The sequence below is a fragment of the Paenibacillus sp. OSY-SE genome (assembly GCF_000283315.1).
GTDB lineage: Bacteria > Bacillota > Bacilli > Paenibacillales > Paenibacillaceae > Paenibacillus_B > Paenibacillus_B profundus.
In genome coordinates, this window is sequence record NZ_ALKF01000197.1 from 132,924 (window position 1) to 156,075 (window position 23,152).

The 23,152-nt window shown below is 50.1% G+C and carries 24 protein-coding genes; 16 read left to right on the top strand and 8 right to left on the bottom strand.

Annotated elements, in window-relative coordinates; all coding sequences use genetic code 11:
* The first annotated feature begins 41 nt into the window (after positions 1–41).
* Both A372_RS0124220 and A372_RS0124225 read left to right on the top strand, forming a co-directional pair.
* Complete coding sequence (locus A372_RS0124220) at positions 42–1,004, top strand: copper amine oxidase N-terminal domain-containing protein (protein ID WP_019423500.1); 963 nt, start codon at positions 42–44, stop codon at positions 1,002–1,004.
* Between the two features lie 17 nt (positions 1,005–1,021).
* Positions 1,022–1,528 (top strand): VanZ family protein, encoded by a 507-nt coding sequence (locus A372_RS0124225; RefSeq protein ID WP_019423501.1) that lies wholly within the window; start codon positions 1,022–1,024, stop codon positions 1,526–1,528.
* Positions 1,529–2,034: 506 nt separating this feature from the next.
* Here the strand turns inward: A372_RS0124225 and serS are convergent.
* The 3 genes from serS to A372_RS0124240 form a co-directional block, all read right to left on the bottom strand.
* Positions 2,035–3,312: a serine--tRNA ligase gene (serS, locus tag A372_RS0124230; protein WP_019423502.1), complete on the bottom strand. Its 1,278-nt coding sequence runs from the start codon at positions 3,310–3,312 to the stop codon at positions 2,035–2,037.
* 325 nt (positions 3,313–3,637) lie between these two features.
* Entirely contained in the window at positions 3,638–4,123 is a 486-nt protein-coding gene (locus A372_RS0124235; RefSeq protein WP_019423503.1) for a MarR family winged helix-turn-helix transcriptional regulator, read from the bottom strand.
* A gap of 23 nt (positions 4,124–4,146) precedes the next feature.
* Positions 4,147–4,623 carry a glutathione peroxidase gene (locus A372_RS0124240; protein ID WP_019423504.1) on the bottom strand — a complete coding sequence of 159 codons (477 nt, stop codon included), beginning with the start codon at positions 4,621–4,623 and terminating at the stop codon, positions 4,147–4,149.
* A 201-nt stretch (positions 4,624–4,824) separates the two neighbouring features.
* Here A372_RS0124240 and A372_RS0124245 point away from each other — a divergent pair, with 201 nt between their 5' ends.
* The 5 genes from A372_RS0124245 (at position 4,825) to A372_RS0124265 (ending at position 8,851) form a co-directional block, all read left to right on the top strand.
* Positions 4,825–5,196, top strand: a complete 372-nt coding sequence (locus A372_RS0124245) for a c-type cytochrome (RefSeq protein WP_019423505.1) — start codon at positions 4,825–4,827, stop codon at positions 5,194–5,196.
* 143 nt (positions 5,197–5,339) lie between these two features.
* Complete coding sequence (locus A372_RS0124250; RefSeq protein ID WP_019423506.1) at positions 5,340–6,110, top strand: gluconate 2-dehydrogenase subunit 3 family protein; 771 nt, start codon at positions 5,340–5,342, stop codon at positions 6,108–6,110.
* Positions 6,111–6,130: 20 nt separating this feature from the next.
* Positions 6,131–7,852, top strand: coding sequence for a GMC family oxidoreductase (locus A372_RS0124255; protein ID WP_019423507.1), 1,722 nt, complete (start codon positions 6,131–6,133; stop codon positions 7,850–7,852).
* 45 nt (positions 7,853–7,897) lie between these two features.
* On the top strand, positions 7,898–8,629 hold the full coding sequence (gene tatC, locus A372_RS0124260) for a twin-arginine translocase subunit TatC (protein ID WP_019423508.1): 732 nt from the start codon (positions 7,898–7,900) through the stop codon (positions 8,627–8,629).
* Between the two features lie 18 nt (positions 8,630–8,647).
* Positions 8,648–8,851 carry a twin-arginine translocase TatA/TatE family subunit gene (locus A372_RS0124265; protein ID WP_019423509.1) on the top strand — a complete coding sequence of 68 codons (204 nt, stop codon included), beginning with the start codon at positions 8,648–8,650 and terminating at the stop codon, positions 8,849–8,851.
* A gap of 138 nt (positions 8,852–8,989) precedes the next feature.
* Here the strand turns inward: A372_RS0124265 and A372_RS0124270 are convergent, their stop codons facing one another.
* Positions 8,990–9,331: a cupin domain-containing protein gene (locus A372_RS0124270; protein WP_019423510.1), complete on the bottom strand. Its 342-nt coding sequence runs from the start codon at positions 9,329–9,331 to the stop codon at positions 8,990–8,992.
* A 259-nt stretch (positions 9,332–9,590) separates the two neighbouring features.
* Here A372_RS0124270 and A372_RS0124275 point away from each other — a divergent pair, with 259 nt between their 5' ends.
* The 4 genes from A372_RS0124275 to A372_RS0124290 all read left to right on the top strand — a co-directional run bounded on the left by A372_RS0124275 (position 9,591) and on the right by A372_RS0124290 (position 13,046).
* On the top strand, positions 9,591–10,826 hold the full coding sequence (locus tag A372_RS0124275) for an FprA family A-type flavoprotein (RefSeq protein WP_019423511.1): 1,236 nt from the start codon (positions 9,591–9,593) through the stop codon (positions 10,824–10,826).
* A gap of 30 nt (positions 10,827–10,856) precedes the next feature.
* Positions 10,857–12,077, top strand: coding sequence for an NAD(P)/FAD-dependent oxidoreductase (locus A372_RS0124280; RefSeq protein WP_019423512.1), 1,221 nt, complete (start codon positions 10,857–10,859; stop codon positions 12,075–12,077).
* Positions 12,078–12,092: 15 nt separating this feature from the next.
* Complete coding sequence (gene rd / locus A372_RS0124285) at positions 12,093–12,257, top strand: rubredoxin (protein WP_019423513.1); 165 nt, start codon at positions 12,093–12,095, stop codon at positions 12,255–12,257.
* 72 nt (positions 12,258–12,329) lie between these two features.
* The gene (locus tag A372_RS0124290) at positions 12,330–13,046 is read left to right on the top strand and encodes a Crp/Fnr family transcriptional regulator (protein WP_019423514.1); all 717 of its coding nucleotides are present in this window, start codon (positions 12,330–12,332) and stop codon (positions 13,044–13,046) included.
* 396 nt (positions 13,047–13,442) lie between these two features.
* On the opposite strand, the gene A372_RS0124295 is transcribed toward A372_RS0124290, so the two are convergent.
* The 3 genes from A372_RS0124295 to A372_RS0124305 form a co-directional block, all read right to left on the bottom strand.
* Entirely contained in the window at positions 13,443–14,162 is a 720-nt protein-coding gene (locus A372_RS0124295; RefSeq protein ID WP_019423515.1) for a TraX family protein, read from the bottom strand.
* Positions 14,162–14,896 carry a TraX family protein gene (locus A372_RS0124300; RefSeq protein ID WP_019423516.1) on the bottom strand — a complete coding sequence of 245 codons (735 nt, stop codon included), beginning with the start codon at positions 14,894–14,896 and terminating at the stop codon, positions 14,162–14,164. The genes A372_RS0124295 and A372_RS0124300 overlap by 1 nt, the downstream gene beginning before the upstream one ends.
* Positions 14,897–14,973: 77 nt before the next feature.
* On the bottom strand, positions 14,974–15,618 hold the full coding sequence (locus A372_RS0124305) for a class I SAM-dependent methyltransferase (protein WP_019423517.1): 645 nt from the start codon (positions 15,616–15,618) through the stop codon (positions 14,974–14,976).
* A gap of 147 nt (positions 15,619–15,765) precedes the next feature.
* Between A372_RS0124305 and A372_RS0124310 the strand changes: the two genes are divergently transcribed.
* From A372_RS0124310 to A372_RS0124330, 5 genes are all read left to right on the top strand, one after another.
* Complete coding sequence (locus A372_RS0124310) at positions 15,766–16,554, top strand: SDR family oxidoreductase (RefSeq protein WP_019423518.1); 789 nt, start codon at positions 15,766–15,768, stop codon at positions 16,552–16,554.
* Positions 16,555–16,711: 157 nt separating this feature from the next.
* Positions 16,712–18,853, top strand: coding sequence for a DNA topoisomerase III (locus A372_RS0124315; RefSeq protein WP_019423519.1), 2,142 nt, complete (start codon positions 16,712–16,714; stop codon positions 18,851–18,853).
* Positions 18,854–18,913: 60 nt separating this feature from the next.
* Positions 18,914–19,927 (top strand): D-2-hydroxyacid dehydrogenase, encoded by a 1,014-nt coding sequence (locus A372_RS0124320; RefSeq protein ID WP_019423520.1) that lies wholly within the window; start codon positions 18,914–18,916, stop codon positions 19,925–19,927.
* 358 nt (positions 19,928–20,285) lie between these two features.
* A complete protein-coding gene (locus A372_RS0124325; protein WP_157259680.1) occupies positions 20,286–21,137 on the top strand; it encodes a polysaccharide deacetylase family protein in 852 nt (283 codons plus the stop codon).
* A 24-nt stretch (positions 21,138–21,161) separates the two neighbouring features.
* The gene (locus A372_RS0124330) at positions 21,162–21,860 is read left to right on the top strand and encodes a YkyA family protein (RefSeq protein ID WP_019423522.1); all 699 of its coding nucleotides are present in this window, start codon (positions 21,162–21,164) and stop codon (positions 21,858–21,860) included.
* 108 nt (positions 21,861–21,968) lie between these two features.
* Here the strand turns inward: A372_RS0124330 and mgtE are convergent, their stop codons facing one another.
* Positions 21,969–22,961: a magnesium transporter gene (gene mgtE / locus A372_RS0124335; protein ID WP_019423523.1), complete on the bottom strand. Its 993-nt coding sequence runs from the start codon at positions 22,959–22,961 to the stop codon at positions 21,969–21,971.
* Positions 22,962–23,152 lie beyond the last annotated feature (191 nt).

Sequence of the window (23,152 nt, forward strand, 5' to 3'; positions counted from 1 at the left end):
CAAGTCAAATGTACATCCACTAAGAGAGGAGCAGAAGTGAAATGAGAAAATGGTTAGTCGCCGCACTCTGTCTGTCCTTATGGTTCGGATTCGTCGGAACAGCGGCACAATCAGCGCAAGCGGCCTCGTCGAAGAGCGACGTGAAGGTGTATTTGAACGGGTACGATATATCGGAATGGAAATGGGAAAACAACTATATTATGGTTCCTCTTTTTGCATTCGACGATTATAGCTACTTTGATAAGCAGGACAAAAAAGACAAGCAGGATATTACGTACAATTGGGATGCGAAGAACAAGACGGTCTGGGTGTATCCCGCTGACAAAACGAAGACAGTAAAGCTGGTGGCTGACGAAGCGCACGCTTCGGTGAACGGGAAACAAGTGAATCTGGACGCGCCGGTACGCATTATCGATGGGCATACGTATGTGCCGCTGCGCTTCATTAGTGAAGCATTGGGAGGCAAAGTGGTGTGGAACGAAGCGAAGAAGACAGCCGTCATCCGCACGCCCGAGCGGGTGAAGCGGGATGAGGTTATTCGAACCGGAAGCTTGGAGGATGCGCGCAAGGAAGTGCTTCGTTTACCAACCGTATATCCGAATCGGGAGCTGCTGCCGCGTGCTGAAGGATTTGCGGTAAGCATTCAGTTTCCTGAAGGGGAGGCGCTGCGCTATTATTACAGCGTCAAAGACATTATGAGCTATGTCGTTATTAATAGCGATGGCTTGGCCGAAGTGATATGGCAAGGACGTATGGGCAGCAACTCCGATAAATTTATCGAAGAGTTCGGCAAGAAGCCGGAGCAAGAAGACAGGGCGGTCTACTTCAGCCATTCGTTCCCGGTCCAGGATGCAGTAACCTACGGCAAGATCGGCGGGGATGGCAGCACTACGCAGTTGGGCAAGTTCGAAGTGACGAAATCACTGCGCTCTCACGCGGATGCGATTACAGCGATACCGGGCGAGAAACGGACGGATGGCGAACAGATAGATAACAAGGCATAAGGGAGGTCCTGTAAGTAATGAATTTACGCAATAAGCGGGCCATATGGTGGTTCGTGTTGACGCTGCTTTGGATGGCGTTTATTTTCTACAAATCGTCGGAGCCCTACACACACCAGGATCTCCGGCCTACGCTGGCGTCATGGCTGCCGATGGACTTGGTGGAGCGTTGGATTCCGCAGATGGAGTTCTATTATGACGGCGGTCTTGTCACGTGGACGAAGCCGTATGATTTTGTGGAATTTTTCATTCGCAAGACGGCACATGTCGCGGAGTACGCGCTGCTCGCTTTTTTGTCGATCAAATTAGCTCTGGCGCTGCGTCTGCAGCGAGCAGGGGGCATTGTGCTCGGGGCGCTGTTCACCTTGCTCTATGCGATGTCCGACGAATGGCATCAGAGCTTCGTCCCCGGTCGGACCGGACACGCCATCGATGTCGGCGTTGACAGCATTGGCATCCTGCTCGTCATCATCGGCTTCGTTCTGGCAGGCGCGCTCGGCAGGCGTAAAAGGCGTTCGCGATACTGATAGACGGCAGCAGCCTCTGGGTACACGGACTTCCGTCTATAGATGCCAGCGTTCGAAAACAAGACACGAAAGAACGATATGTGAACCTGAATCTGCACACCTATAAGGCAGAAGGGGAAGGCCGGCTCTCTCTTCTCTCATCCTAGATTGGATAACGTACAATGAAACAGCACGTAAATTTCTTAATGGCGGGTTCCATTGGAATTTATCCAATGTTTTGACATTCATTCCGCAGCAATCACTGAAAAACAGCCGATCCACTGGACTAAATACAGTCCAAATGACGTTTAGCCGCATCCTTCCTACATTTTACTGTACAATTTCCAATAGATGCTGCGAACATCCTATCCTTGCCTTGGAAGATGACAAAATCGCTAAGGAATGGACGTACCGAACGTTATATGAAGGCCACTCAACCGGAATAAAAAGCTAAAGCGGATGTCCGCTATCCATGGCAAATGAAGACAGGATAGCGGGCATCCGCATGTTGTTATTGCATATAGCGGCTACAGCCGGATCTCTGCCATGCCGCGCATGTAAGGGCGAAGCGCCTCGGGTATGCGGATCGAGCCATCCGCCTGCTGATGGTTCTCAAGCAGCGGAATGAGGATGCGCGGCGTGGCGACCGCCGTATTGTTCAAGGTATGGCAATACTGCAGCTGGCCCTCCGCGTCGCGGTAGCGGATGTTCATGCGCCGCGCTTGGAAGTCGTGCAGGTTCGACGCCGAATGGGTCTCGCCATAAGCCTCGCGGCTAGGCATCCATGTCTCGATGTCGTACTGCTTGAACGTCTTCTGCGACATGTCGCCGGTGCAGACAGCCACGACGCGATAAGGAAGCTCCAGCGCCTGCAGGATGCTTTCGGCATGGCCGACCATCTCTTCCAGCAGGCGGTTAGACACCGCAGCATCGTTCGGGGCGAGAATGACCTGCTCAACCTTGGCGAATTGATGCACGCGGTACAAGCCGCGCACGTCCCGTCCTGCCGAACCGACCTCGCGCCGGAAGCAGGCCGACACGCCGGCGAGCCGGATCGGCTCGCTCATATCGACGATCTCGTCGCCATAATAGGAGACGAGGCTCACCTCCGAGGTGCCTACAAGCCATAGCTGCTCCTCAGGAATGGCGTAGCATTGGTCCTCGCCGAGCGGGAAGAAGCCCGTGCCGATGAGGGCATCCCGGCGCGCCATCAACGGCACATCCATAATGGTGAAGCCGCGATCCATCAGCATGTCGATCGCGAATTGCTGCACGGCGCGATGCAGCAGGAGCCCAGCATTTTTCAAATAATAGCTCCGTGCGCCGCCCACCTTCACGCCACGCGGGATATCGAACAGGTCGAGCCGTTCACCTAATTCCACATGGTCGAGCAGAGGGAAGTCGAACGTGCGGGGTTCTCCGAATCGCCGTACTTCGACATTGTCCGCATCAGTAAGGCCGACGGGCGAATCATCCGAAGGAAGATTGGGCACCAGCAGCAGGAGCCGGCGGTATTGCCGTTCGGCCTCCTCCAATTCCTGCTCTGACCGGCCAAGCTCTTCGTTCAGCCGGCGGACCTGCTCCTTTAACCGCTCGGCTGGTTCCTTGTCCCCTGCGCGCATATGCACAGCAATCTGCCCCGAAGCGGTGTTGCGTTCCTGACGCATCGCTTCCGTAATTTGCAGCAAGTCTCTTCGTTTCGCATCCCATGATAGGAGCTCCTGCACATCGAAAGCCATGCCCTTTAGCTGGGCCGCCCGCTGTACCTGTTCCGCATTCGTTCGTATCCATTTCATGTCCAACATCGTTCATCGTCTCCTTCACCGTTCGCATATCCGAAAATAAACAGAAAGCGCCCCTCATCCGATTGGGACGAGGAGCGCAAGCTCGCGGTGCCACCCAACTTGATCCACGGCGCATATGCGCCGTGGATCCTCTTGGTTCCGCGGTAACGGGCGGTGCCGGTTAGCTTAGGAGCATCGGAATGCCGATGCCTTAACGAGAACGCCTCTGAGTTGGATGCTCATCATCGGCTTAATGACTATATCTGATTGTACATATAATGAGTGGTTGCAATTTGACCTTTAAAACAACTTTAATTATATGACATCCTTCCCGGAAGTCAACGTTTTATTCATGAACTTCCGCATTCGCTTGCCGCAGCAGTGCCAGGAGAGAATGAAGGTCCTGCAGCAGTTTATCGGGAGCGTCGGTCAGCTTGCATACCTGCCCAGCCAATTGCTGAGGGATGCACTTTGCCTCGTCCTTCATGGCCCGGCCTTTATCCGTGAGCGTAATAATGACTTTGCGCTCGTCCTCTGGATCGCGCATCCGCTCTAGCAACCCTTGCTGCTCCATGCGCTTCAGCATCGGCGTTAATGTGCCGGAATCGAGATACAACCGGGCGCCCAATGACTTGACCGTCATTCCATCCCGCTCCCACAACGCCAGCAGCGTCAAATATTGCGGATACGTAATGTCCAGCCGCTCCAGCAGCGGACGGTACAGCTTCGTCATCTCCCGCGATGCGGCATAAACGGCGAAGCATAACTGATTATCCAGCTTTAGCAAGCTATCGTTATCGTTCGCTTCGTGAGCTTCAGACTGTGTTGACATCGTAAGCAACTCCTCGTTACACCTTACAGCAAGGCCGTAATTTCGTCTTCCATTTTAGCAGGATTCGTCTGCGGCGCGCAGCGCTTCACGACCTGACCGGATCGGTCCACGAGGAACTTGGTGAAGTTCCATTTGACGTCGCTGCCGAGCAGTCCTTTTTTCTCCGAAATCAAATGTGTAAAGAGCGGCTCCGCTTCCGGCCCTTTCACGTCCACCTTGGCAAACATCGGGAAGTTGACACCATAGTTCAATTGGCAAAATTCCATTGTTTCACCGATGTCGTCAAACTCCTGCTTGTTGAATTGATCGCACGGAAATCCGAGGATGACCAAGCCGCGCTCTTTATACTTATCATACAATTGCTGCAGCTCTGTGAATTGGGGCGTAAAGCCGCATTTGCTTGCCGTATTGACGACCAGAATGACCTGACCTTCATAGTCTCGCAAAGATTTCATGTCACCGCTTGGCGTCTTGACTGAGAAATCATAAACCGTTGTCATCATTGTTCGCTCCTTTGCATTCACATACTCAATGATATTTGCAATCGCTTAATTCTATTATTATTTATACCATCAATTTTAATTTCAGTCAATTAAATTGTGCACAATTTAATTTAATAGTTCTCGCCTCTGACCGAGAATGAACGGTAAGTCTTTCGGATAACCTAACGCTATTCCTAGGATGATTAGAGGTGTAAAGTGATGAAGAAAGTTACAATGATGCTGCTGGCAGTCGTTCTTGTCCTTGGACTAACCGCATGCGGTTCAAAGACCAATACAGATAAAGAACAGTCCCAAAAGGAGAATCAAGGTCAAACGCAAGGGCAGACCCCGGGCCAAACTACAACTAATGTTGATGTTGAAGCTGTATATAAGCAGAACTGTCTTGCTTGTCATGCATCTGATCTCAGCGGACAGGTCGGACCGAATTTACAGAAAGTAGGGGCTAAAAGAACGCCGGAAGAAATTTCGAACATCATTCACAACGGCGGCAATGGGATGACGGCATTTAAGGGCGTGCTGAGCGAAGATGAAATCAAGGCGCTCACAGATTGGCTGGCGGCTAAGAAGTAACAAGATCGATGCATAGCAGTATAGTGCAAGCATGAGGCGGGGCAGGAGCTCTGCCTTTTTTGTGCATAGTTTCCGATATGGCGGAAATAGTAAGTTTACCAACATGAAAGAGAAGAATTGGATGCAAGACGAGGAGGAGTACTGTGCCAGAACATAAAGAAAACCAGCCTCGAAGCGGCTCCCGGCGCAATTTCTTGAAAGTGTCAGGTGCAGCGCTTGGGGGTGTCGTCGTCGGCGGGGTCGTAGGGGCGGTTCTCAACAATTCGCTCACTAAGCCGAAGGAACAGCCACCTGCGGCAACTCCGGAGGAGCAGCCTCCAGCAGCGGATTTCAATCAGGCGCTCATGTATTTCAATCAGGAGCAGTTCCGCATTACGGAAGCGGCTGTCGAGCGGATTTTCCCTAAGGACGAGCTCGGGCCTGGAGCGATTGAACTTGGTGCTGCCTATTATATCGACCATCAGCTGGCGAACCAATGGGGCATTAATGCGCGGGATTATATGATGGGTCCGTTTTTCAAAGGGGAAATGACGCAAGGTGAGTATCCGAGCATTAAGCGGCACGAATTGTTCTCGATGGGGCTCGATGCATTGAAGGGCTTCAGTATGAAAAAATACAATAAGCCGTTCACCGAACTGGCGGACAACGAAAAGGATGAAGTGCTGAAATCGTTCGAGGCCGGTAAGGATGTGATCTTGTCGAACGGCGATACGACCGCTTCCTTCTTCAAAATGCTGCGCTCCTTGACGCTGGAAGGCGCTTATTCCGATCCATTGTATGGCGGCAACAAAAATATGTTGGGCTGGAAGATGCGGAACTACCCGGGCAATCAGATGAGCTACCTGAACATTATCGATAAGCCGGATTTCGTCAAGATCGAACCGAAAAGCTTGCACGAACATATGACTCATTAAGTAAGGGGAACGGACTGCGTATGGCTACGAAACTACCTAGAGTACCTGTCGTTATTGTCGGTATGGGTTGGGCTGGTGGCATCATCGCCGCTGAGCTTACGAAAGCAGGCATAAAAGTCGTCGGCCTCGAGCGGGGCAAGAGCAGGCAGACCTCGGACTACTATATGGTCCATGACGAGGTGCGCTATGCACAGCGTTATGACTTAATGCAGGACCTGTCCAAGGAAACCGTTACATTTCGGAATACAGAGAAGGTGCGTGCCCTCCCGATGCGCACTCACGGATCGTTCCTGCTCAGCGAAGGATTGGGCGGCGCAGGCATCCACTGGAATGGCCAATCGTTCCGCTTTCTGCCCTATGATTTTGAGATATATTCCAAGACGGTGGAACGGTACGGGAAAAATAAGATTCCGGCAGGCATGACCATTCAGGATTGGGGAATTACCTACAACGAATTGGAGCCGTACTTCGACAAGTACGAAAAAATGGCGGGCATCTCTGGCGAACCGGAGCAAAATCCAATGGTAGGCAAACGGTCGAATCCGTTCCCGACACCGGCGATGAAGAAAACACCGGCCATTACACTGTTCGAGGATGCTTCCAAAAAGCTCGGGTTCCATCCCTATATGATGCCATCCGCGAACTTGTCCGCGAATTATACGAATCCGGACGGCATCGCGCGGGCGGCCTGCCAATATTGCGCGTTTTGCGAACGCTTCGGTTGCGAGTACGGCGCGAAGGCAGATCCGGTCGTTACCGTCATACCGGTGGCCGAGAAGACGGGCAACCTTGAGATCCGAACCTATGCTAACGTCACGAGATTGCTGCATAACGGCAGCAAAGCGACGGGCGTCATCTATATCAACCCGATGACACGGGAAGAATTCGAACAGCCGGCCGACGTTGTCATTTTGGCCAGCTATGTGTTCAATAACATCAGATTACTGCTTCATTCCAAGCTGGGCAAGCCATACAACCCTGCAGACGGAACGGGGATTATCGGCAAAAACTATGCCTACCAAGTGCAAGGCGGAAGCGCTGTTGGTTTCTACGACGATAAGGAGTTCAATTTATATGCGGGCGCGGGCGCGCTGGGCAGCGAAATCGACGATTTCAACGGGGACAACTTCGATCATGCCGATCTCAACTTCATTCACGGTGCCGGCATACGCTTGTCCCAAACCGGATTGCGCCCGATAGCGAACAATTCCGTGCCGAAGGGTACGCCGACATGGGGCAAGGAATTTAAACAAGCGTCCATCAAGTATGCGAACCGGGTGCTGACGATAGCTCCGCAGGGCGCCAGTATGCCATGGAGACACCACTATGTGGATTTGGACCCTACCTATAAGGACGCCTACGGTATCCCCCTCGTGCGGATTACGTATGATTTCGAGGATCAGGACCGTGAGCTTGTGAAATTTATGTCGGAGAAAACAAAGCAAATTATGCAGGAAATGAAACCAACCACCATCGGATCGAGCAGCCAGCTGGCCGCCTACAATATCGTGCCATACCAATCGACGCACAATACGGGCGGAGTCATTATGGGAGCGGACAAGGCTGCATCAGCGATCAACAACTACTTGCAGATGTGGGATGCCGATAACGTGTTCGTCGTTGGGGCCTCGGCCTTTGCCCACAATAGCGGCTACAATCCGACGGGGACCGTGGGGGCGCTCGCTTACCGAGCGGCTGAAGGTGTTTTGAAGTATGTGAAAGAGGGAGGGCCTTTGGTATAGAGGTCCTTCTCCCCTGAATGCATATGACGACAGGAGAGTGACATGATGAACAGCCAGGAAGAGTTAATCGTTCATCTTACCGAGCTCCGGAAGCGATTGATTTTGTTCTTCATTTGGTTCGTGCTAGCGCTCTGCGCAGGGTTATATTTGTCTCCACACATTTTGCTGCTGTTAAAATCGCGGCCGCTTCTCGTCCGAATCGAATGGAACGTATTCTCCTTTACCGACGGGTTGTTCATTTATATGAAATGCGCGTTTTTGTTTTCAATACTAATTTCGCTGCCGGTACTGTTTTATCAGATTTGGGCTTTTGTGCGGCCCGGTCTGACGGACGAGGAGGCGCGGGTGACCTTGGCTTATGTGCCGGCTTCGTTTCTTCTATTCTTCATCGGCATTTCATTCAGCTATTTCGTCGTATTTCCGATGATGCTTCAGTTTCTGATGAAAATGAACCAGAGCATCGGCGCGATGGAAACGTATGGGATCGACCGCTACTTTTCGTTTATGTTCAATGTCGTGTTCCCGCTTGGCGTCGCGTTCGAGATGCCGATCGTCATCCTGTTTCTGACCCGGCTCGGGCTGTTGACCCCGGAGAAGCTAAGAGGCATAAGGAAGCATGCCTATTTGGGATTGGCCATCGTCGGCTCATGCATTTCCCCACCGGATTTCGTGTCGCATTTATCAGTAGTCGTGCCGTTAATCATCTTGTTTGAATGCAGTGTCGTCATTTCGAGCTTGTACTATCGCAGGCTGACGGCTTTGCCTACCAACAGTTAACGAATGGAGGAAGTTCACATGTTCAACAATATTGGCGTCTCGGGTTTGATTATTATTCTGCTCATCGCCCTGGTCATATTCGGGCCAGCGAAGCTGCCTCAACTTGGCCGCGCATTCGGGGATACGCTGCGCGAATTCCGCAACTCGACAAGAGGTATGGTGGATGACGTGAAGGATGAAGCGGACAAAGAGAACATCGAAGATCTGAAAAAGCTCATTTAACTCTGTAAATGGTATTATCCCCTTGAAGTAGACATTCAAAAATACCTTGTGCCATCATAAGGCGCAAGAAAGCTTGGAGGGGATTTTCGTATTAAGAGGTCAACCAGAGATTTCTGGCTGACCTCTTTTTAGCAATTGTCAGATATTTTGGGCATAACGCTCGTTCGGCGTTTTCGTCAGGACCACATAAAGGCTGGAGACGGTATCTGCTCCGTTGCGATAAGAGAAACTCTCATCTCCAGTGATATGCATGATATCCCCTTCTACTACTGCTGTTTCCGCCCCATTGCTGGTTACGGTCCCCTTCCCGTCAAGAACCAGAATATATACGTTGGCGCCCGGATGATTATGTGTCGGCAGCTCGGCTCCCGGACTAAAATTCAAAATGAAAATAACATTTTCCGCTTCCTTGTGAATAATGCGTTTCGTAAATTTGTTCTCCTGATATTCTTGAAACTGGGCAAGGTTACTCTTTTGCATTAGATATCACTCTCCTGTTAGGTTGTTATTTATTTTCCTGTTCACCTGTTCTTAACTGCTGAATGATTGAATTAATTTCTATTATATTGGACTTCTGCTTACAATTTGTGATTCCAGTCACATAAGCCGCAATTAGTCACAGCCCGGCTTCGGAACCATTGTGTTATTTTCGGAAATTTGATTTCAATCCTCTTTCTTTTCGGCAAATAGGCATAGAATCAGGGTGTTCGTTAAAAATGATCCGCAGGAGGTTATTGTCATGCAAACCGGATTTAAGCTGTCCAAAGATATTTACTGGGTGGGAAAGATTGATAGCCGCGAGGTTCCCTTTCATCGTCTTCTTTTAACAAAAGGTACAACCTATAATTCGTATTTGCTCAAAACTGGCAAACCAACCGTGATTGATACGGTAGATATGGAGTTCGGAAGAGAGTTCGCCGAAAAAATAGCCGAAATGATAGATCCGCTGGATATCCAATATATTGTCATTAACCATACCGAACCCGATCACTCAGGCGGTCTGGCGGCGCTGGCTTCCAAAGCAACCAATGCCACGATTGTCTGCACGGAAATCGCTGTACCGGAAATTCAACAAATGTACAAGCTTCAGCACCGCAATTATCTTGTGGTCAAAGATGGCGATCAGCTTGATATTGGCGGCAAGACGCTTCTCTTCAAAGAAACTCCTTATCTGCATACGGAAGAAACAATGATTACTTACTGTATAGAGGATAAAATATTGTTTCCCTGCGATATTTTCAGCACCCATGTAGCCGTGGAGCATTTGTTTGCAGATGAAGCGGGATATGATATCACCGAGGATTTCACCGGATATTACCAGGCAATTATCCATCCGCACAGAAGATATGTACGGACACTGATGGAAGCCATCCGGGATTTGGAGATCGACATCATTGCCCCTTCCCATGGCTTTATACTACGGCGTGACATTGCTAAGTACATCAGCTTGTATGATGAGTTCAGCACCGAAACAAAGGACAACAAGAAAGTAACGATTGTATATGCAACGCTTAAAAATAACACCAAAAAAATGGCCCATATCCTGAGGGATTGTTTTGTGGAAAACAATATCAGCGTGGATCTGTGGGACGTGGACAAGGCTGACGAGACTGAGATATTAAGCAGCATCGGGGCTGCGGACGCCGTCTTTATCGGCAGCTCGACTAAATATGCGGATATGACCGGTAAATTGGAGACCCTTTTGCAGAAGATGCAGAAGATGGACCTGGAAGGGAAGCTTGCAGCAGCCTTCGGCTCTTACGGTTGGAGCGGCGAAGCCATTGAAGTCGTTCAGGATTATTTGAATAAGACGAACATGACCGTGCAAAGCACCTCTAACGTAATCAAGTCAACCGGAATGACGCATGTAGAGTTCCCTGTGCGTGTGCGCTTCTCACCAAAGGAAGAAGAAAAAATCAAAAAAATCAGAAATGCTGCCGAATTCATCTCAGACCTGCTGCTTAGCGCGGTTTAACGAGATCAGGCTATAGAAAGGAAGATAAGTATGGCCGAGAACAACCATTATGTTATTGTTGGCAGCGGAGTTGCCTCCGTAAATGCAGCCAAAGCAATCAGAGATCATGATGACGAAGCGCAAATATCCATTTTTGGGGAGGAGTCGGCCCTTCCGTACAACAGGGTAAAGCTTTCGAAAGGCTTGTTTACAGATCTACACAGTGAAAAAGTATTGATCAAGAAAGAAAAATGGTTCCGCGAAAATAGAATTACAGTACATGACAGTACCCGGATCGCTTCCATTGATACGGAAAAAAAAGCGGTTATGACCGTTGACGGCCAGACGATTGCGTATCATAAACTTCTTCTGTGTACAGGAGCCACAAATCGCAAGCTGAGTCTGCAAGGCGCTTCTCTATCAAACGTGCATAACATTCGGGACAGGCGTGATGCGGACAAGTTCAAGAACGCCTTGCGGATTGGGGATCGGATCTGTGTCATCGGGGGCGGCATTCAAGGATTGGAAACCGCCTGGTCGCTTATCCAGGCCGGATATCCCGTCACTATTATTGAGGCTGGATCGCGGCTTATGCCCCGGCAGCTGGATGCCCAATCCTCGGCGATGTTGATGAAAAAAGCTGTTGAATTCGGAGCAGAGGTGAGACTTGGGCAAGGTGTCAAACGCATTATTGGCACAAGCCGCGCAGAAGGTATAGAGCTTGAAGACGGCTCGACTCTTGCCTGTGAGCATGTCGTCTATTCAATCGGAGTGATTCCGAACATTGCGCTTGCCCGCGAGGCAGATCTGGAAGTCGGGACGGGCATTATCGTAAACGATCAAATGCAAACAAACAACATTCATATTTATGCCGCGGGGGACTGCGCCGAATTCCAGGGCAAGGTGGACGGTCTGTGGGGATGTGCCATCGAGCAGGGGAAAGTGGCCGGGGCCAATATGGCCAACCACAAAGCGGTTTACCAACGGTCGGTTCCAATGACCTTGTCCAACACTTTTAACACCCCCTTATTCTCTATCGGCCTGGTGGAAGAACAGCAGTGCGCTACCAGCATAACCGATTCGGCTCAAGAGCGGTATAAACGGATTTTTATTAAAAACAACTCCCTTTGCGGAGCTATTGCATTCGAAAACGTTGCCGCTTCCTTACCGTATAAAGCCGCTATTGAACAAAGCCTTAATCTTGATGGAATAGACTTAGCAATCTGCGACGTAGAGGAAGTAATGAACGAAGTCACGAGAAGATTGCAATGACAAGGAGAGAAAACTATGAAAAAATATATATGTCAGCCTTGCGGGTATATTTACGATCCGAGCATTGGTGACCCTGATGAAGATATTTTACCCGGTACAGCTTTTGAGGATCTTCCCGAGGATTGGGTTTGTCCGGTTTGCGGCGAAGACAAGAGCCAATTTGCGCCTATTGAAGGCTAACAGCAATGAAACGTTGTGCGGTCATGCTTTCGGACTGTACATGGAGCAGATAGAGTGAATGGAGTGGATACGATGACAGAAAATTCCTGCCAATACGCCGAGGAGCCATGCACCCGCAAAGTACCCATTTTCGCCTCTCTTTCTGATGAGGATTTGGCCAAAGTCAGCGCGATGATTAGACACAGAAAGTATGAGAAAGGCGAAGCGCTGATTCTGGAGGAACAACCTTCGGACACATTGTTCATTATTAAGCAAGGCCATGTCAAACTGCTGAAAATGACGCCTCAAGGAAAAGAGCAAATCTTGCATATCCTGTCCAATGGAGATTTTTTTGGCGAGTTGAATATTTTCAACAGTGATGAATTGAGTAATTTTAGCGCATATGCGCTGAAAAAAACCGACATTTGCATGTTTACCAAAGATGATATGGAGCATCTTGTCCGAAGCAACCCGGATATTTCGTTGAAGCTGCTCAAAACGGTTACGAAAAGATTGGCGCACACGGAAAACCTGGCCCAAAGCTTGGCTACAAAGGACCCTGAAATACGTATTGCCTATATGATCTTGGAACTCGGGAATAAATATGGCAAACCGGCGCAGGGAGCGCAGGGACGGATAAAGGTTGAACTCCCTCTTTCACGCGAAGAAATGGCCAACTATGTCGGAGTCACGCGGGAAACCATCAGCCGCAAATTCAGCAAGTTTGAACGACTGGGTATTATTGAAATCAAAGGCACACGGGAAATTACGATACGAAATATGCAAAAGCTAAACGAATATATAGATTAAGCTTTTTTCATCTGTCTGCTTGACAGGGGGATGACCAAAAAGCCGCGCGTCTGCGGCTTTTTTTTGTGCGCATTATGCACATTTGTGAAATCGTAATGACTTGTCAGCATATATGGTGTGGAATTTATTTCTAATCTAGCTCCATAAGACTGTATTCCAGTGCTTAGCCTCATTCTCCCCTTTGTTCAGAAAAGGAGCTGCAACTCATCAAATCAATAATACCTTTTCATAAGAAATGAACGCTGTTATTCCAAGGGGTGGCTTATGGCCAAGACCTTTTAAAAATGTTTCTGATGAGAAGGGAGAGTGGAGCTAAGCGAACAAAAGAGAGAACCTGACGAGAAGGAAGAGCGATTCAAAAGGAATACCGAGCTATCCTTTCCAACCGCCCGCTATTTAAGGATTCGCAATGAGGTAACTGAACGTGTACAACAGCCAAATGTGAACGGGATAGAATACGTAGAACATGTACTTGGACCATGGGGCGTGATAGCCGCGGCTTCCGTCGTACAGCAATATCGGGATAATCGCGAAAATCATCATCCATTGGTAGTTGATCAGGAACAAATTCTCATATGTGAACATGGGATTCGGACTGCTGAACTCCAAACCAAGCGTAATGAACAGCATGGACAGGACATAAGCAAGGGCCATGTTGCCTTTATTCCCGCGGCAGAAATAGAAGACGAATGTCATCATGACGCCGAGAATGCTAGCTTCGGTAAAGGTTCCGCCGATGATTGCCAGAACGATATATAGCGTGCCTAGCGCTATGCGGCCCGTTGCCTTCGTCCATTCAATCGCCGTCAGCAGCAGGAGCGCCAAGAGAAGCGACAGGAAGATGTTGTTCATAATCGGAGAGCCGCCAGGCAGGGCATATTGCAGCAGTGTGCTGCCTGCTTTGGTGATAACAGCCCATATCGCCAGACGCAGCATGTATTTTTTGCGGTCACGCGTGTGGAAAAAGCCTTCCACGATGAAATAAAAAAAGATAGGCGCCACAATTCTTCCCAGCCAACCGAACCAGAGCGGCATACCGGGAATGAATTGCTTCAGATGGTCGAGGAGCATAAGCGCCATCCCCAAGAGCTTCAATTGAAATCCGTTCAAACGCATCAGAGGCTCCCCCTGTCAAAATCGATGTAACCGACTACATACAATAACCAGATATGTATGGGATAAAACAAGTAAAACATATACTTCGTTCGCTTCGAACTGCTCCCCCGGGATCCGTTATAAAGCAGAATCGGAACGACTGCGGCAATCATCATCCACTGTGGGTGCAGAATAAACAGTTCGTCGTACGTCCACTTGGTGGCCGCATCCGGCATAAGCGCGTATGGCCCCAGCGTTAGCAGCAGAGAAGAGATGACATAGCCAATAACGAGAGCGGCTGTGCGCCCACGGAATACATAAAAGACAAGCGTCATCGATACCGCAAGCCAGCTGAATTCTACAAAGAACACCATCACTATGCTAAGTAAGATGCTCAGCGTGGAGCCTATCACATACTGGCGAGATTGACGCACCCAGTCGAGTGTCGTCATGAGCATGAGCGCCGCAAACATCGACAAAAAGATGTTGTTGGGGATGCTGCCGCCAGGCAGCAAAAGGACAAGCGCATCGCTTCCTGCGGCCATGATGATTGTAAAGATGAGCATGCGGAGCATGTACTTCTCCCGGTTCCGCGTGTAAACGAAGCCTTCAACGAGGAAAAAGAAAAAGATAGGCGCAGCGATTCGCCCGAGCCAGTGGAACCAATCGGGAGAGCCCGGAATGAAGGCGTGGATATGGTCCAGCAGCATAAGCGCCATCGCGAACAACTTGAGCTGATAAGCATTGAAACGCAAGAAGGCGAACCTCCTCCCAAGGAACAACGAATGTCCCGTCATCGTGACTAATCATAGCATAGGAGGACGGGACACCGTTAGCGAGAGAAGGAAGAGGTTTTTATTATTCCGGCACACATACTGCCCATCGGTTTTTTGCGGCACACATAGACGAAAGCGGGTGGCAAGTTCCACAGTACAAATTGAATATGCTCCATGGTAAAGCGTTCTTCTAATCGTTTGCGCATATGGAGCGTGTATTGGAAGGTGACGAAGAGGCCGTTCGGCTTTAACGACTGCTCCACGGTGTCGAGTATCGATTCTCGGACAGCGAAGGGAAACATGGCGAACGGTAGCCCGCTAATCACTGCATCCAATTGGCTTAATCCCTGCTGCTGCATCGTAGTATAGAGCAGAAGCGCGTCTTCGCCGATGAAGACATCTGGATACTGATAGGACAGTTTACGCCGCATATCTGTGTCTTTTTCGAATAGCAGCATTGCGGCATGTGCTTGCTTTTTTGCACGGATATGCTTGGTCACGACGCCTGTCCCAGAACCGAGTTCGGCTACAGCTTCAGCCAGAAGCCAATCGACAGGCTTGGTCATTTGCGAGGCCAATGCTTCTGAGCTGGGGAAGATGCTCCCGATCTGTTGAGGAGATCTTATGAATTTATAAAAAAAGAGAGCCTTATCCCACCATTCAAGCATGCTGGAACGGCGGCTTGCATCGACTGATTTCAAATGGATGTCCTCCTTTAGCCCGTACCGTTTAGTGTGTCGCGATGCGGGGAAGCTATTCTCCGGCACTCCCCTCAAATTGTGGTTTTATTTGGTATACTATTGGTAACTTGTCTCAATGGAATGATGAACAGAAAGGGGAGTTGAAAAATGAATTTACAATTGCAAGGTAAAACAGCTATCATACTGGCTTCTTCTAAAGGCTTAGGATTTGCAGCAGCATCCGCATTGGCAGAGGAAGGAGCTCAAATTATGCTGGTGGGCCGGCATGAGGACACTGTAGCTGAAGCAGTCCGCAGCATAGAGGAACGAACGGGGACAAAACCATTCTCTACTGTTGCTGATATTACGAAAGCGCAAGATATCGAGAAGGTCGCGGCAGCAACGATTGAGCGTTACGGAACCGTAGATATTTTGGTAAACAACTGCGGCGGTCCGGCCCCGGGTACATTTGATGACATGGATGATGCGGCCTGGCAGCATGGATTTGAATTGACGTTGCTCAGCTACGTGCGCTCGATCCGCGCTGTTCTGCCCTACATGCGGCAACAGCAGTTCGGCCGGATTGTGAATATTACGTCTTCCGCTCACAAACAACCGATCGAGAATTTGGTTATATCCTCTACGCTGCGTGTCGGTGTATTAGGTTTAGCGAAGACATTGGCTCCTGAGTTGGCGAAGGATAACATATTGATCAATACAGTCGGGCCGGGTCGATTCGCTACAGACCGCGTGCTTCAATTAGATGAATTGGCGGCGCGCGCGAAGCAGGTCAGCATAGAGCAAATCGCGGAAGAGGAGCGAGTTCGGATTCCGATCGGACGATACGGGGAGCCCGAGGAAATGGGCAGGCTGATCGCCTTCCTTGCCTCGCCGGCAAACAGCTATATGACAGGACAAGCTCTATTGGCGGATGGAGGAGCGGTGCGATCGCTATAGTACCGGTTATATCAGTTGGCACAAGCTTTCTCCAAGCGCAGCGGGCCTATTTTCTGTGTAATCGCTAGAAGGTTGGAATCATCCGTTCCGTTGACCGCTCTCATTTGTTCAGCATGGTATAATAAGAAAAACCAAAGGGAATGGAAGGATTGGAGCTATGAAATCACTCGTTCTTGCGGAGAAACCGTCCGTCGCCCGTGAAATTGCTCGGGTGCTCGGATGCCGTACGAATCATAAGCAATATTTTGAAGGACCGGAATATGTGGTCACTTGGGCACTCGGCCACCTCGTCGGCTTGGCCGAACCGGAAGATTATGATAAGAAATATCAGACTTGGCGCTTAGAGGACCTGCCAATGGTACCGGAGCGCATGAAATTGACGGTGCTGCGCGAATCGGCGCATCAATTCAAGGCCGTGCAGCATCTTAGCAAGCGTCAAGACTTGAAGGAGCTCATCATTGCTACCGATGCGGCGCGGGAGGGGGAACTGCTGGCGCGCTGGATTATGCAGATGGTGAAATGGAACAAGCCGTTTCGTCGGTTGTGGATTTCGTCACAGACGGACAAAGCGATTCGCGAGGGCTTCCGTCAATTGAAGCCGGGCAGCCAGTTCGATCGGCTGTACGAATCGGCCCGCTGCCGTGCCGAGGCGGATTGGCTTATTGGCTTGAACGTTACGCGTGCCTTAACCTGCAAGTTCGAGACACCGTTGTCGGCTGGTCGGGTGCAGACGCCGTCGTTGGCGATGATTATGGATCGGGAACAGGAGATCCGCGAGTTTCGATCACAGGATTACGATACGATTTTCGCGGACTTCGGCGGCTTTGAGGCGGCCTGGCGCGGCAAGAATGGCGATTCGCGCGTATTTGATGAGCAAGCGGCTCAAGCCACGGTTGGCCGCTTGCAGGGCAAGCAGGCGGTTGTTGCCGAATTGAAGAAGGCGGCGAAGAGCGAACCGCATCCGCTCGCATATGATTTAACCGAGCTGCAGCGTGACGCGAACCGCCGCTACGGCTTCTCGGCCAAGCAGACCTCGAACGTGCTGCAGCGTCTGTACGAGCAGTATAAGCTCGTTACGTATCCGCGCACAGATAGCCGTTATTTATCGTCTGATATGACGAGCACACTACCGGAGCGGTTGGATGCTATGGCGGTTGGTCCTTATGCAGCACTGGTCAGACCGCTGCTGCGCTCGAAGCTGCCAGTGACGAAGCGGATCGTCGATGACAGCAAGGTGACGGATCATCATGCTATCATTCCGACCGATGAACCGTTGCGGCTAGCGGCGCTCTCATCGGACGAGCGAAAGCTGTACGATCTGATCGCGCGCCGCTTTATTTCGCTATTCCTCCCGCCGGTACGTTATGAGCAAATGACCATTGTCGTCGAAATGGGCGGCGAGCGTCTGTATGCCAAGGGCCGGACGATGCTGGATTCCGGCTGGCGCAAAGCATATGAGGACGATTGGGACGACGCGTCTTCCGAGGAGGAGGACGGCGATGCGCGGTCTTCTTGGAAGGAAGAGCAGCAGCGTTTCCCAAGCTTGTCCCAGGGGGACCGCTTGAATGTCAAGCGCGTCTTCACCCGTCGTGATCGTACGAAGCCGCCTGCCCGATATACGGAAGCAACGTTGCTCACTCAGATGGAGAAGCATGGACTCGGCACGCCGGCGACACGTGCAGATATTATCGAGAAGCTGGTCTCGTCGGATACGATTGAGCGGCAGGGCTCATCGCTTCAACCGACCGGCAAGGGGACACAGCTGATTAACCTCGTATCCGAACTGCTGCGGTCACCGGAGTTGACGGCTGAATGGGAGCGGGAGCTGGAACGAATTGCGCGCGGTGAAGCGCGCACGTCCGTATTCATGACGCATATCCGGCAGATGACAGAGCAATTGGTCAGTGAAGTGAAGACGAGTGCTGCCGAATACAAGCCGCACAATTTGACCAACCGCTTCTGTCCAGAGTGCGGTTCCCGCCTCATGGAACGCAAGGGCAAGCGCGGCACACGGCTCATCTGCTCGAGCAAATCATGCGAATACAAACGCTCCGAGGAGAAAAATCTATCCAATCGCCGCTGCCCGCAGTGCCATAAGAAGATGGAATTCAAGATCGGCAAGGCGGGGAAATTCGTCCAGTGTCTGCCGTGCAACATTACGGAGAAGCTGGAGGAAGGCGGAGGCAAGGTCCGCAAGCGGGAAGAACGGCAGTTAGTCAAGCAATACGAGAAGCAAGAGCCGATAGGCAACAACTTGGGCGAGCTGCTGAAGGCGGCGCTGTCGAAGCAGGACGACTAAGACCGGCAACATCTCAGCAAGCGCGATTATGAAGAGAAGGTCCAAGGGAGATGCTTACGGATGAACATCGTCATATTGGATGGATACGCGCTTAACCCGGGCGACTTGAGCTGGGAAGTGGTGCGTTCCGCTGTAGCGGAGGCGGCGAACCTGCCGCTTTCGATTGTGGAATTGAGCACATATGAGCGGACAGAGCCGGAACATATCGTAAGTCGTGTAGGAGAAGCGTCTATCATACTCACCAATAAGACACCTTTGACGGGCGAGACGTTGCGGCAGCTGCCGCAATTGCGTTACATCGGAGTGCTGGCGACAGGCTATGATGTCGTCGATGTGGAAGCCGCAATTCAACAGGGCATTACCGTTACGAACGTGCCTTCATACGGAACGGATACCGTTGCCCAATACGTATTTGCCATGCTGCTGTCATGGTGCCACCGAGTAGAAGCTCATGATCAGGCCGTAAAACGGGGTGCATGGTCCCGACAACCAGATTTCAGCTTCTGGCTGACTCCGCAGACGGAACTGGCGGGGAAGACCTTCGGCATTATCGGGTATGGCCGCATCGGACAGAAGGTAGCGCAATTGGCGCATGCGTTCGGCATGCGGGTGCTGATTACCTCCCGCAGCCAGCGAAATGCGCTGAACGTTCCGCATGTTCAAGTTGTGACGCAGGACGAACTGCTGGCACAGTCCGATGTGGTCTCTCTTCATTGTCCGTTAAATGATGAGACGAAGGGTATGGTGAACAAGACGTTCTTGAATCGGATGAAGTCGACGGCAGTTCTGATAAATACCGCGCGGGGCGCGCTCGTTAATGAAGCTGAGTTAGCCGGAGCAGTCGAGCAATATGTAATTGAGGGCGCCCTGCTCGACGTGCTGTCCGAGGAACCGCCGCAGGAGCATCACCCGCTCATTGCTAAGCAAGAGCGGATTATCATTACGCCTCATATGGCATGGGCGTCCCAAGCAGCGAGACGCCGCTTGCTGGATATTGCTTCTGGCAATATTGCGGCTTATTTGAACGGCATGCCGCAGCACGTCGTCTCTCGCCACATGGACAGCAGACAGTAAGACTATACATCCATCATGAAGTCATCCACACCCCGTGGTGCGGATGTTAGAGCCGACGCTGGTTTTTAATCAGCGTCGGTTTTTTTGCCGTTTTTGTAAGTAAAGTGTATGCATTTTTACAGCTCAACGGCCATATATCGGAAGAAGGCAGAAACAGTGCACAAATGCAGTTAGAGCGAACAAAGGTCATTTTTCTCATTTGTAAGCGCCATTACAGCCGCTCCCTAAAATGGTAACAACATTGTATCTAAATTTTTGACAAAACTTCTTATCTTGTAACGTTTCTGTAATGCCAAAATGGTAGATTTATATTATAGTAATGTCGAACGAAGTCGCTAGAAGGAAGTGGATATGTAGAATGGTGGATAGAGGAATGGTGACGGTCGGCAAACGTCGCCGGAGAAGTCGCAAGAAATTTATAGGACGTATGATTCTGTTTTTGCTATTTGTGGCAATCGGCATAGGCATATATGCCGCAGGGAAGAGCTTGCTTGGCACGGTATCGGCCTCTGGCAGCGATCTGATCGTGACGGAAGTAGCCACGTTCGCCTCGGCGGCGAAAGAGAAAGAGACACCAAAAGAGTTTAATGGCATGACTCGTAAAGTTGCCTATTTGACGTTCGATGACGGACCGAGTAAATACTCTAACGATATGATGGACTTATTGAAGCAACACGATATTAAAGCGACTTATTTCATGTTGGGCGATAATATGAACACTTATCCGGATGCCGTCAAGCGAATGGTAGAAGAGGGCCATTATCCTGGGCTACATAGCATGACGCACGATTTCAACAAGCTCTATAAAAGCGGCGGTTCAGGGAATTTCATCAAGGAGTTCCAGGAAGCGCAGGGTATCGTGGAGAATCTGACCGGATTTAAGCCGACGCTGATTCGGGCACCATACGGCAGCGCGCCGCAAATCGGCGAGTCGTTCCGCAAGGATATTGCGGATGCGGGCTTTAAAATGTGGGATTGGACGCTCGATTCGCTTGACTGGAAGTTTATCGGACAGCCGAACCGGATTCTCGAGCAGATCAAAGGAACGTTAACGGCAGACGTGGAAGTTATTCTTCTTCACGATCGTCAGCAGACATTGGAAGCTTTGCCTTCCATTATTGAATATATTCAGAGCAAGGGCTATGAATTTGAAGTGTATGACCCGAATGCGCATTTCGTATGCAATTTCCATCATGACAAGCGATTATAGCATTCGGACTGGGAGGTTAAGAGATTGGCAAGCTGGAAGAAATTTACCGCTATCGCGGCATTGTTATCTGTAGTAGTAGGATTGACCGGATGCGGCGCTGCGCCGACGACGAAGATATTCGAAGCGTTCGAGAAGGCTTCTTCGGCAGAAGTGAACGTTACGACCGCCTTGGAAACGTTGAAGACGTTGGAAGATAAGGACGAGAAGCAATATATCAATATTTTAGATCAAGGGAAACAAGACAATCGCAACGTGCAAACGTTGATTGATAATACGAACAAAGCGTTGGAAGAACGCAAACAGGCGATTGAGCAAGTGAAGGTGCACCTTGATGACGCGCGCAGCCAGATGGGAGAATTGGATAAGGCCATCGCTAAGCTGAAGGATGAAGAGTTGAAGAAGCAGGCGGAACAGGCGTACACCGCTTATGTGAAGCGATATGACACGTTCAAGGCATTGCATGAGAAGTATGGTCAATGGCTGGAACGCGAGCAATTCATCTATGACGAATTGAAGTCGCAAAATACGAAGCTGAAGTCGATTACGACAGGGATTTCCGAACGGAATGAAGTATACCGGCAAGTGGAGGAATTAAAGACACAGTTCAATGACTATACGACCCAATTTAACACGTTGAAGTCCGATTTTTATAAGGGAGCTGGCCTCCAGGTGACCAAGACGGAAGGCAATCAGGACGATAACGCAGAGCAGCAAGAAGGATAGTATAACAGAATCAAGATAGAGTAAAAGAGGGCCCAAGCGCCCTCTTTTTTTATTGGGAAAATGTAGGTATGCAGTCCAACGGCAAGCGGGTTAACGCAACCTTGCTCTTTACAGATTTAAGTACGCAGATGCGATGGAAAAGTAAATCAAGACGCCGCAAATATCGGCAATGGACGTAATGAGCGGTGCGCTCGCTGTTGCAGGATCAAGCTTCAATTTGCTGAAAATGAATGGGAGCGACATCCCGATCAAGCTGCCGACCATAACAATAACTGCCATCGTTAGCGCAACGATAACGGCAATATCGATTCCGCCGCGGAACCACCCGATGCTTGCAACGGCCAACGCCATTGTGATGCCGAGGAAGAACGCGATCGATACTTCCTTCGTGAACAGCTTGAACCAATCTCTTAGCTTAATGTCCCCCACAGCCATGGACCGGATCATGAGCGTGGATGCTTGAGAACCCGCATTACCGCCACTGTCTATGAGCAGAGGCAGGAAGAAGACCAGGGCCACGTTCGTGGCAATTAAATCTTCAAAAGAGGCGATACCCGCTCCTGAGAATATATTCATGAAGACGAGAATAATGAGCCAAGGGATGCGTTTTTTGTAGAGTGTGTAAATACTTGCTGTTTTCAAGTTTTGCGCAAAGGACGTAACTGGCGCCATCTTATGAAAATCTTCCGTCGCTTCCTTCCGCACGACATCCAGAATATCATCGACATCGATGAGGCCGACCAGCTGCGACTGGTGCAGCACTGGAATCGACACCAGATCTTTTTCCTCAAATATTTTAGCGACCACTTCCTGATCGACGTCGGCTGTAACCGACACCACTTGCTTAATCATAATATCCTGAACACGAATATGATCTTCGGCGGTTAATAATTCTCTTACGGAGATGACGCCTTTCAACAATCCTTTGTGGTCCGTAATATAAATATAATAAATATTCGTCATGTTTTTTCCATGCTTGCGGTAATAAGCAATGGCTTCTTCAACCGTAAATGTTTCATGAATGGCAAGGAACTGAGTTTTCATCAGCTTGCCAGCCGAATCCTCTTTGTAATTTCCAATGACAACAGGTGCTAATACCATAGTAATGGACCTCCTTCATGGTCCATCTCTTCGTTAGATGATAAGAGACGGACGTTCTCCAAATATAATTATGAATGTGCTGTTGTGCTTGCTATGCGGTTCGGGACTGGGGGAACCATCCATCTCTCATCACCTCCTGAAATAGAAAAAAACATCCGCAACGAAGAGGATGTTTGGTATACGCAGCAAAT

Coding starts and splice junctions, on each gene's coding strand:
- A372_RS0124220 (WP_019423500.1), top strand. CDS start 42: ATGAGAAAATGGTTAGTCGCCGCACTCTGTCTGTCCTTATGGTTCGGA.
- A372_RS0124225 (WP_019423501.1), top strand. CDS start 1,022: ATGAATTTACGCAATAAGCGGGCCATATGGTGGTTCGTGTTGACGCTG.
- serS (WP_019423502.1), bottom strand. CDS start 3,312: ATGTTGGACATGAAATGGATACGAACGAATGCGGAACAGGTACAGCGG.
- A372_RS0124235 (WP_019423503.1), bottom strand. CDS start 4,123: ATGTCAACACAGTCTGAAGCTCACGAAGCGAACGATAACGATAGCTTG.
- A372_RS0124240 (WP_019423504.1), bottom strand. CDS start 4,623: ATGACAACGGTTTATGATTTCTCAGTCAAGACGCCAAGCGGTGACATG.
- A372_RS0124245 (WP_019423505.1), top strand. CDS start 4,825: ATGAAGAAAGTTACAATGATGCTGCTGGCAGTCGTTCTTGTCCTTGGA.
- A372_RS0124255 (WP_019423507.1), top strand. CDS start 6,131: ATGGCTACGAAACTACCTAGAGTACCTGTCGTTATTGTCGGTATGGGT.
- tatC (WP_019423508.1), top strand. CDS start 7,898: ATGAACAGCCAGGAAGAGTTAATCGTTCATCTTACCGAGCTCCGGAAG.
- A372_RS0124265 (WP_019423509.1), top strand. CDS start 8,648: ATGTTCAACAATATTGGCGTCTCGGGTTTGATTATTATTCTGCTCATC.
- A372_RS0124270 (WP_019423510.1), bottom strand. CDS start 9,331: ATGCAAAAGAGTAACCTTGCCCAGTTTCAAGAATATCAGGAGAACAAA.
- A372_RS0124275 (WP_019423511.1), top strand. CDS start 9,591: ATGCAAACCGGATTTAAGCTGTCCAAAGATATTTACTGGGTGGGAAAG.
- A372_RS0124280 (WP_019423512.1), top strand. CDS start 10,857: ATGGCCGAGAACAACCATTATGTTATTGTTGGCAGCGGAGTTGCCTCC.
- rd (WP_019423513.1), top strand. CDS start 12,093: ATGAAAAAATATATATGTCAGCCTTGCGGGTATATTTACGATCCGAGC.
- A372_RS0124290 (WP_019423514.1), top strand. CDS start 12,330: ATGACAGAAAATTCCTGCCAATACGCCGAGGAGCCATGCACCCGCAAA.
- A372_RS0124295 (WP_019423515.1), bottom strand. CDS start 14,162: ATGCGTTTGAACGGATTTCAATTGAAGCTCTTGGGGATGGCGCTTATG.
- A372_RS0124310 (WP_019423518.1), top strand. CDS start 15,766: ATGAATTTACAATTGCAAGGTAAAACAGCTATCATACTGGCTTCTTCT.
- A372_RS0124315 (WP_019423519.1), top strand. CDS start 16,712: ATGAAATCACTCGTTCTTGCGGAGAAACCGTCCGTCGCCCGTGAAATT.
- A372_RS0124320 (WP_019423520.1), top strand. CDS start 18,914: ATGAACATCGTCATATTGGATGGATACGCGCTTAACCCGGGCGACTTG.
- A372_RS0124325 (WP_157259680.1), top strand. CDS start 20,286: ATGGTGGATAGAGGAATGGTGACGGTCGGCAAACGTCGCCGGAGAAGT.
- mgtE (WP_019423523.1), bottom strand. CDS start 22,961: ATGGTATTAGCACCTGTTGTCATTGGAAATTACAAAGAGGATTCGGCT.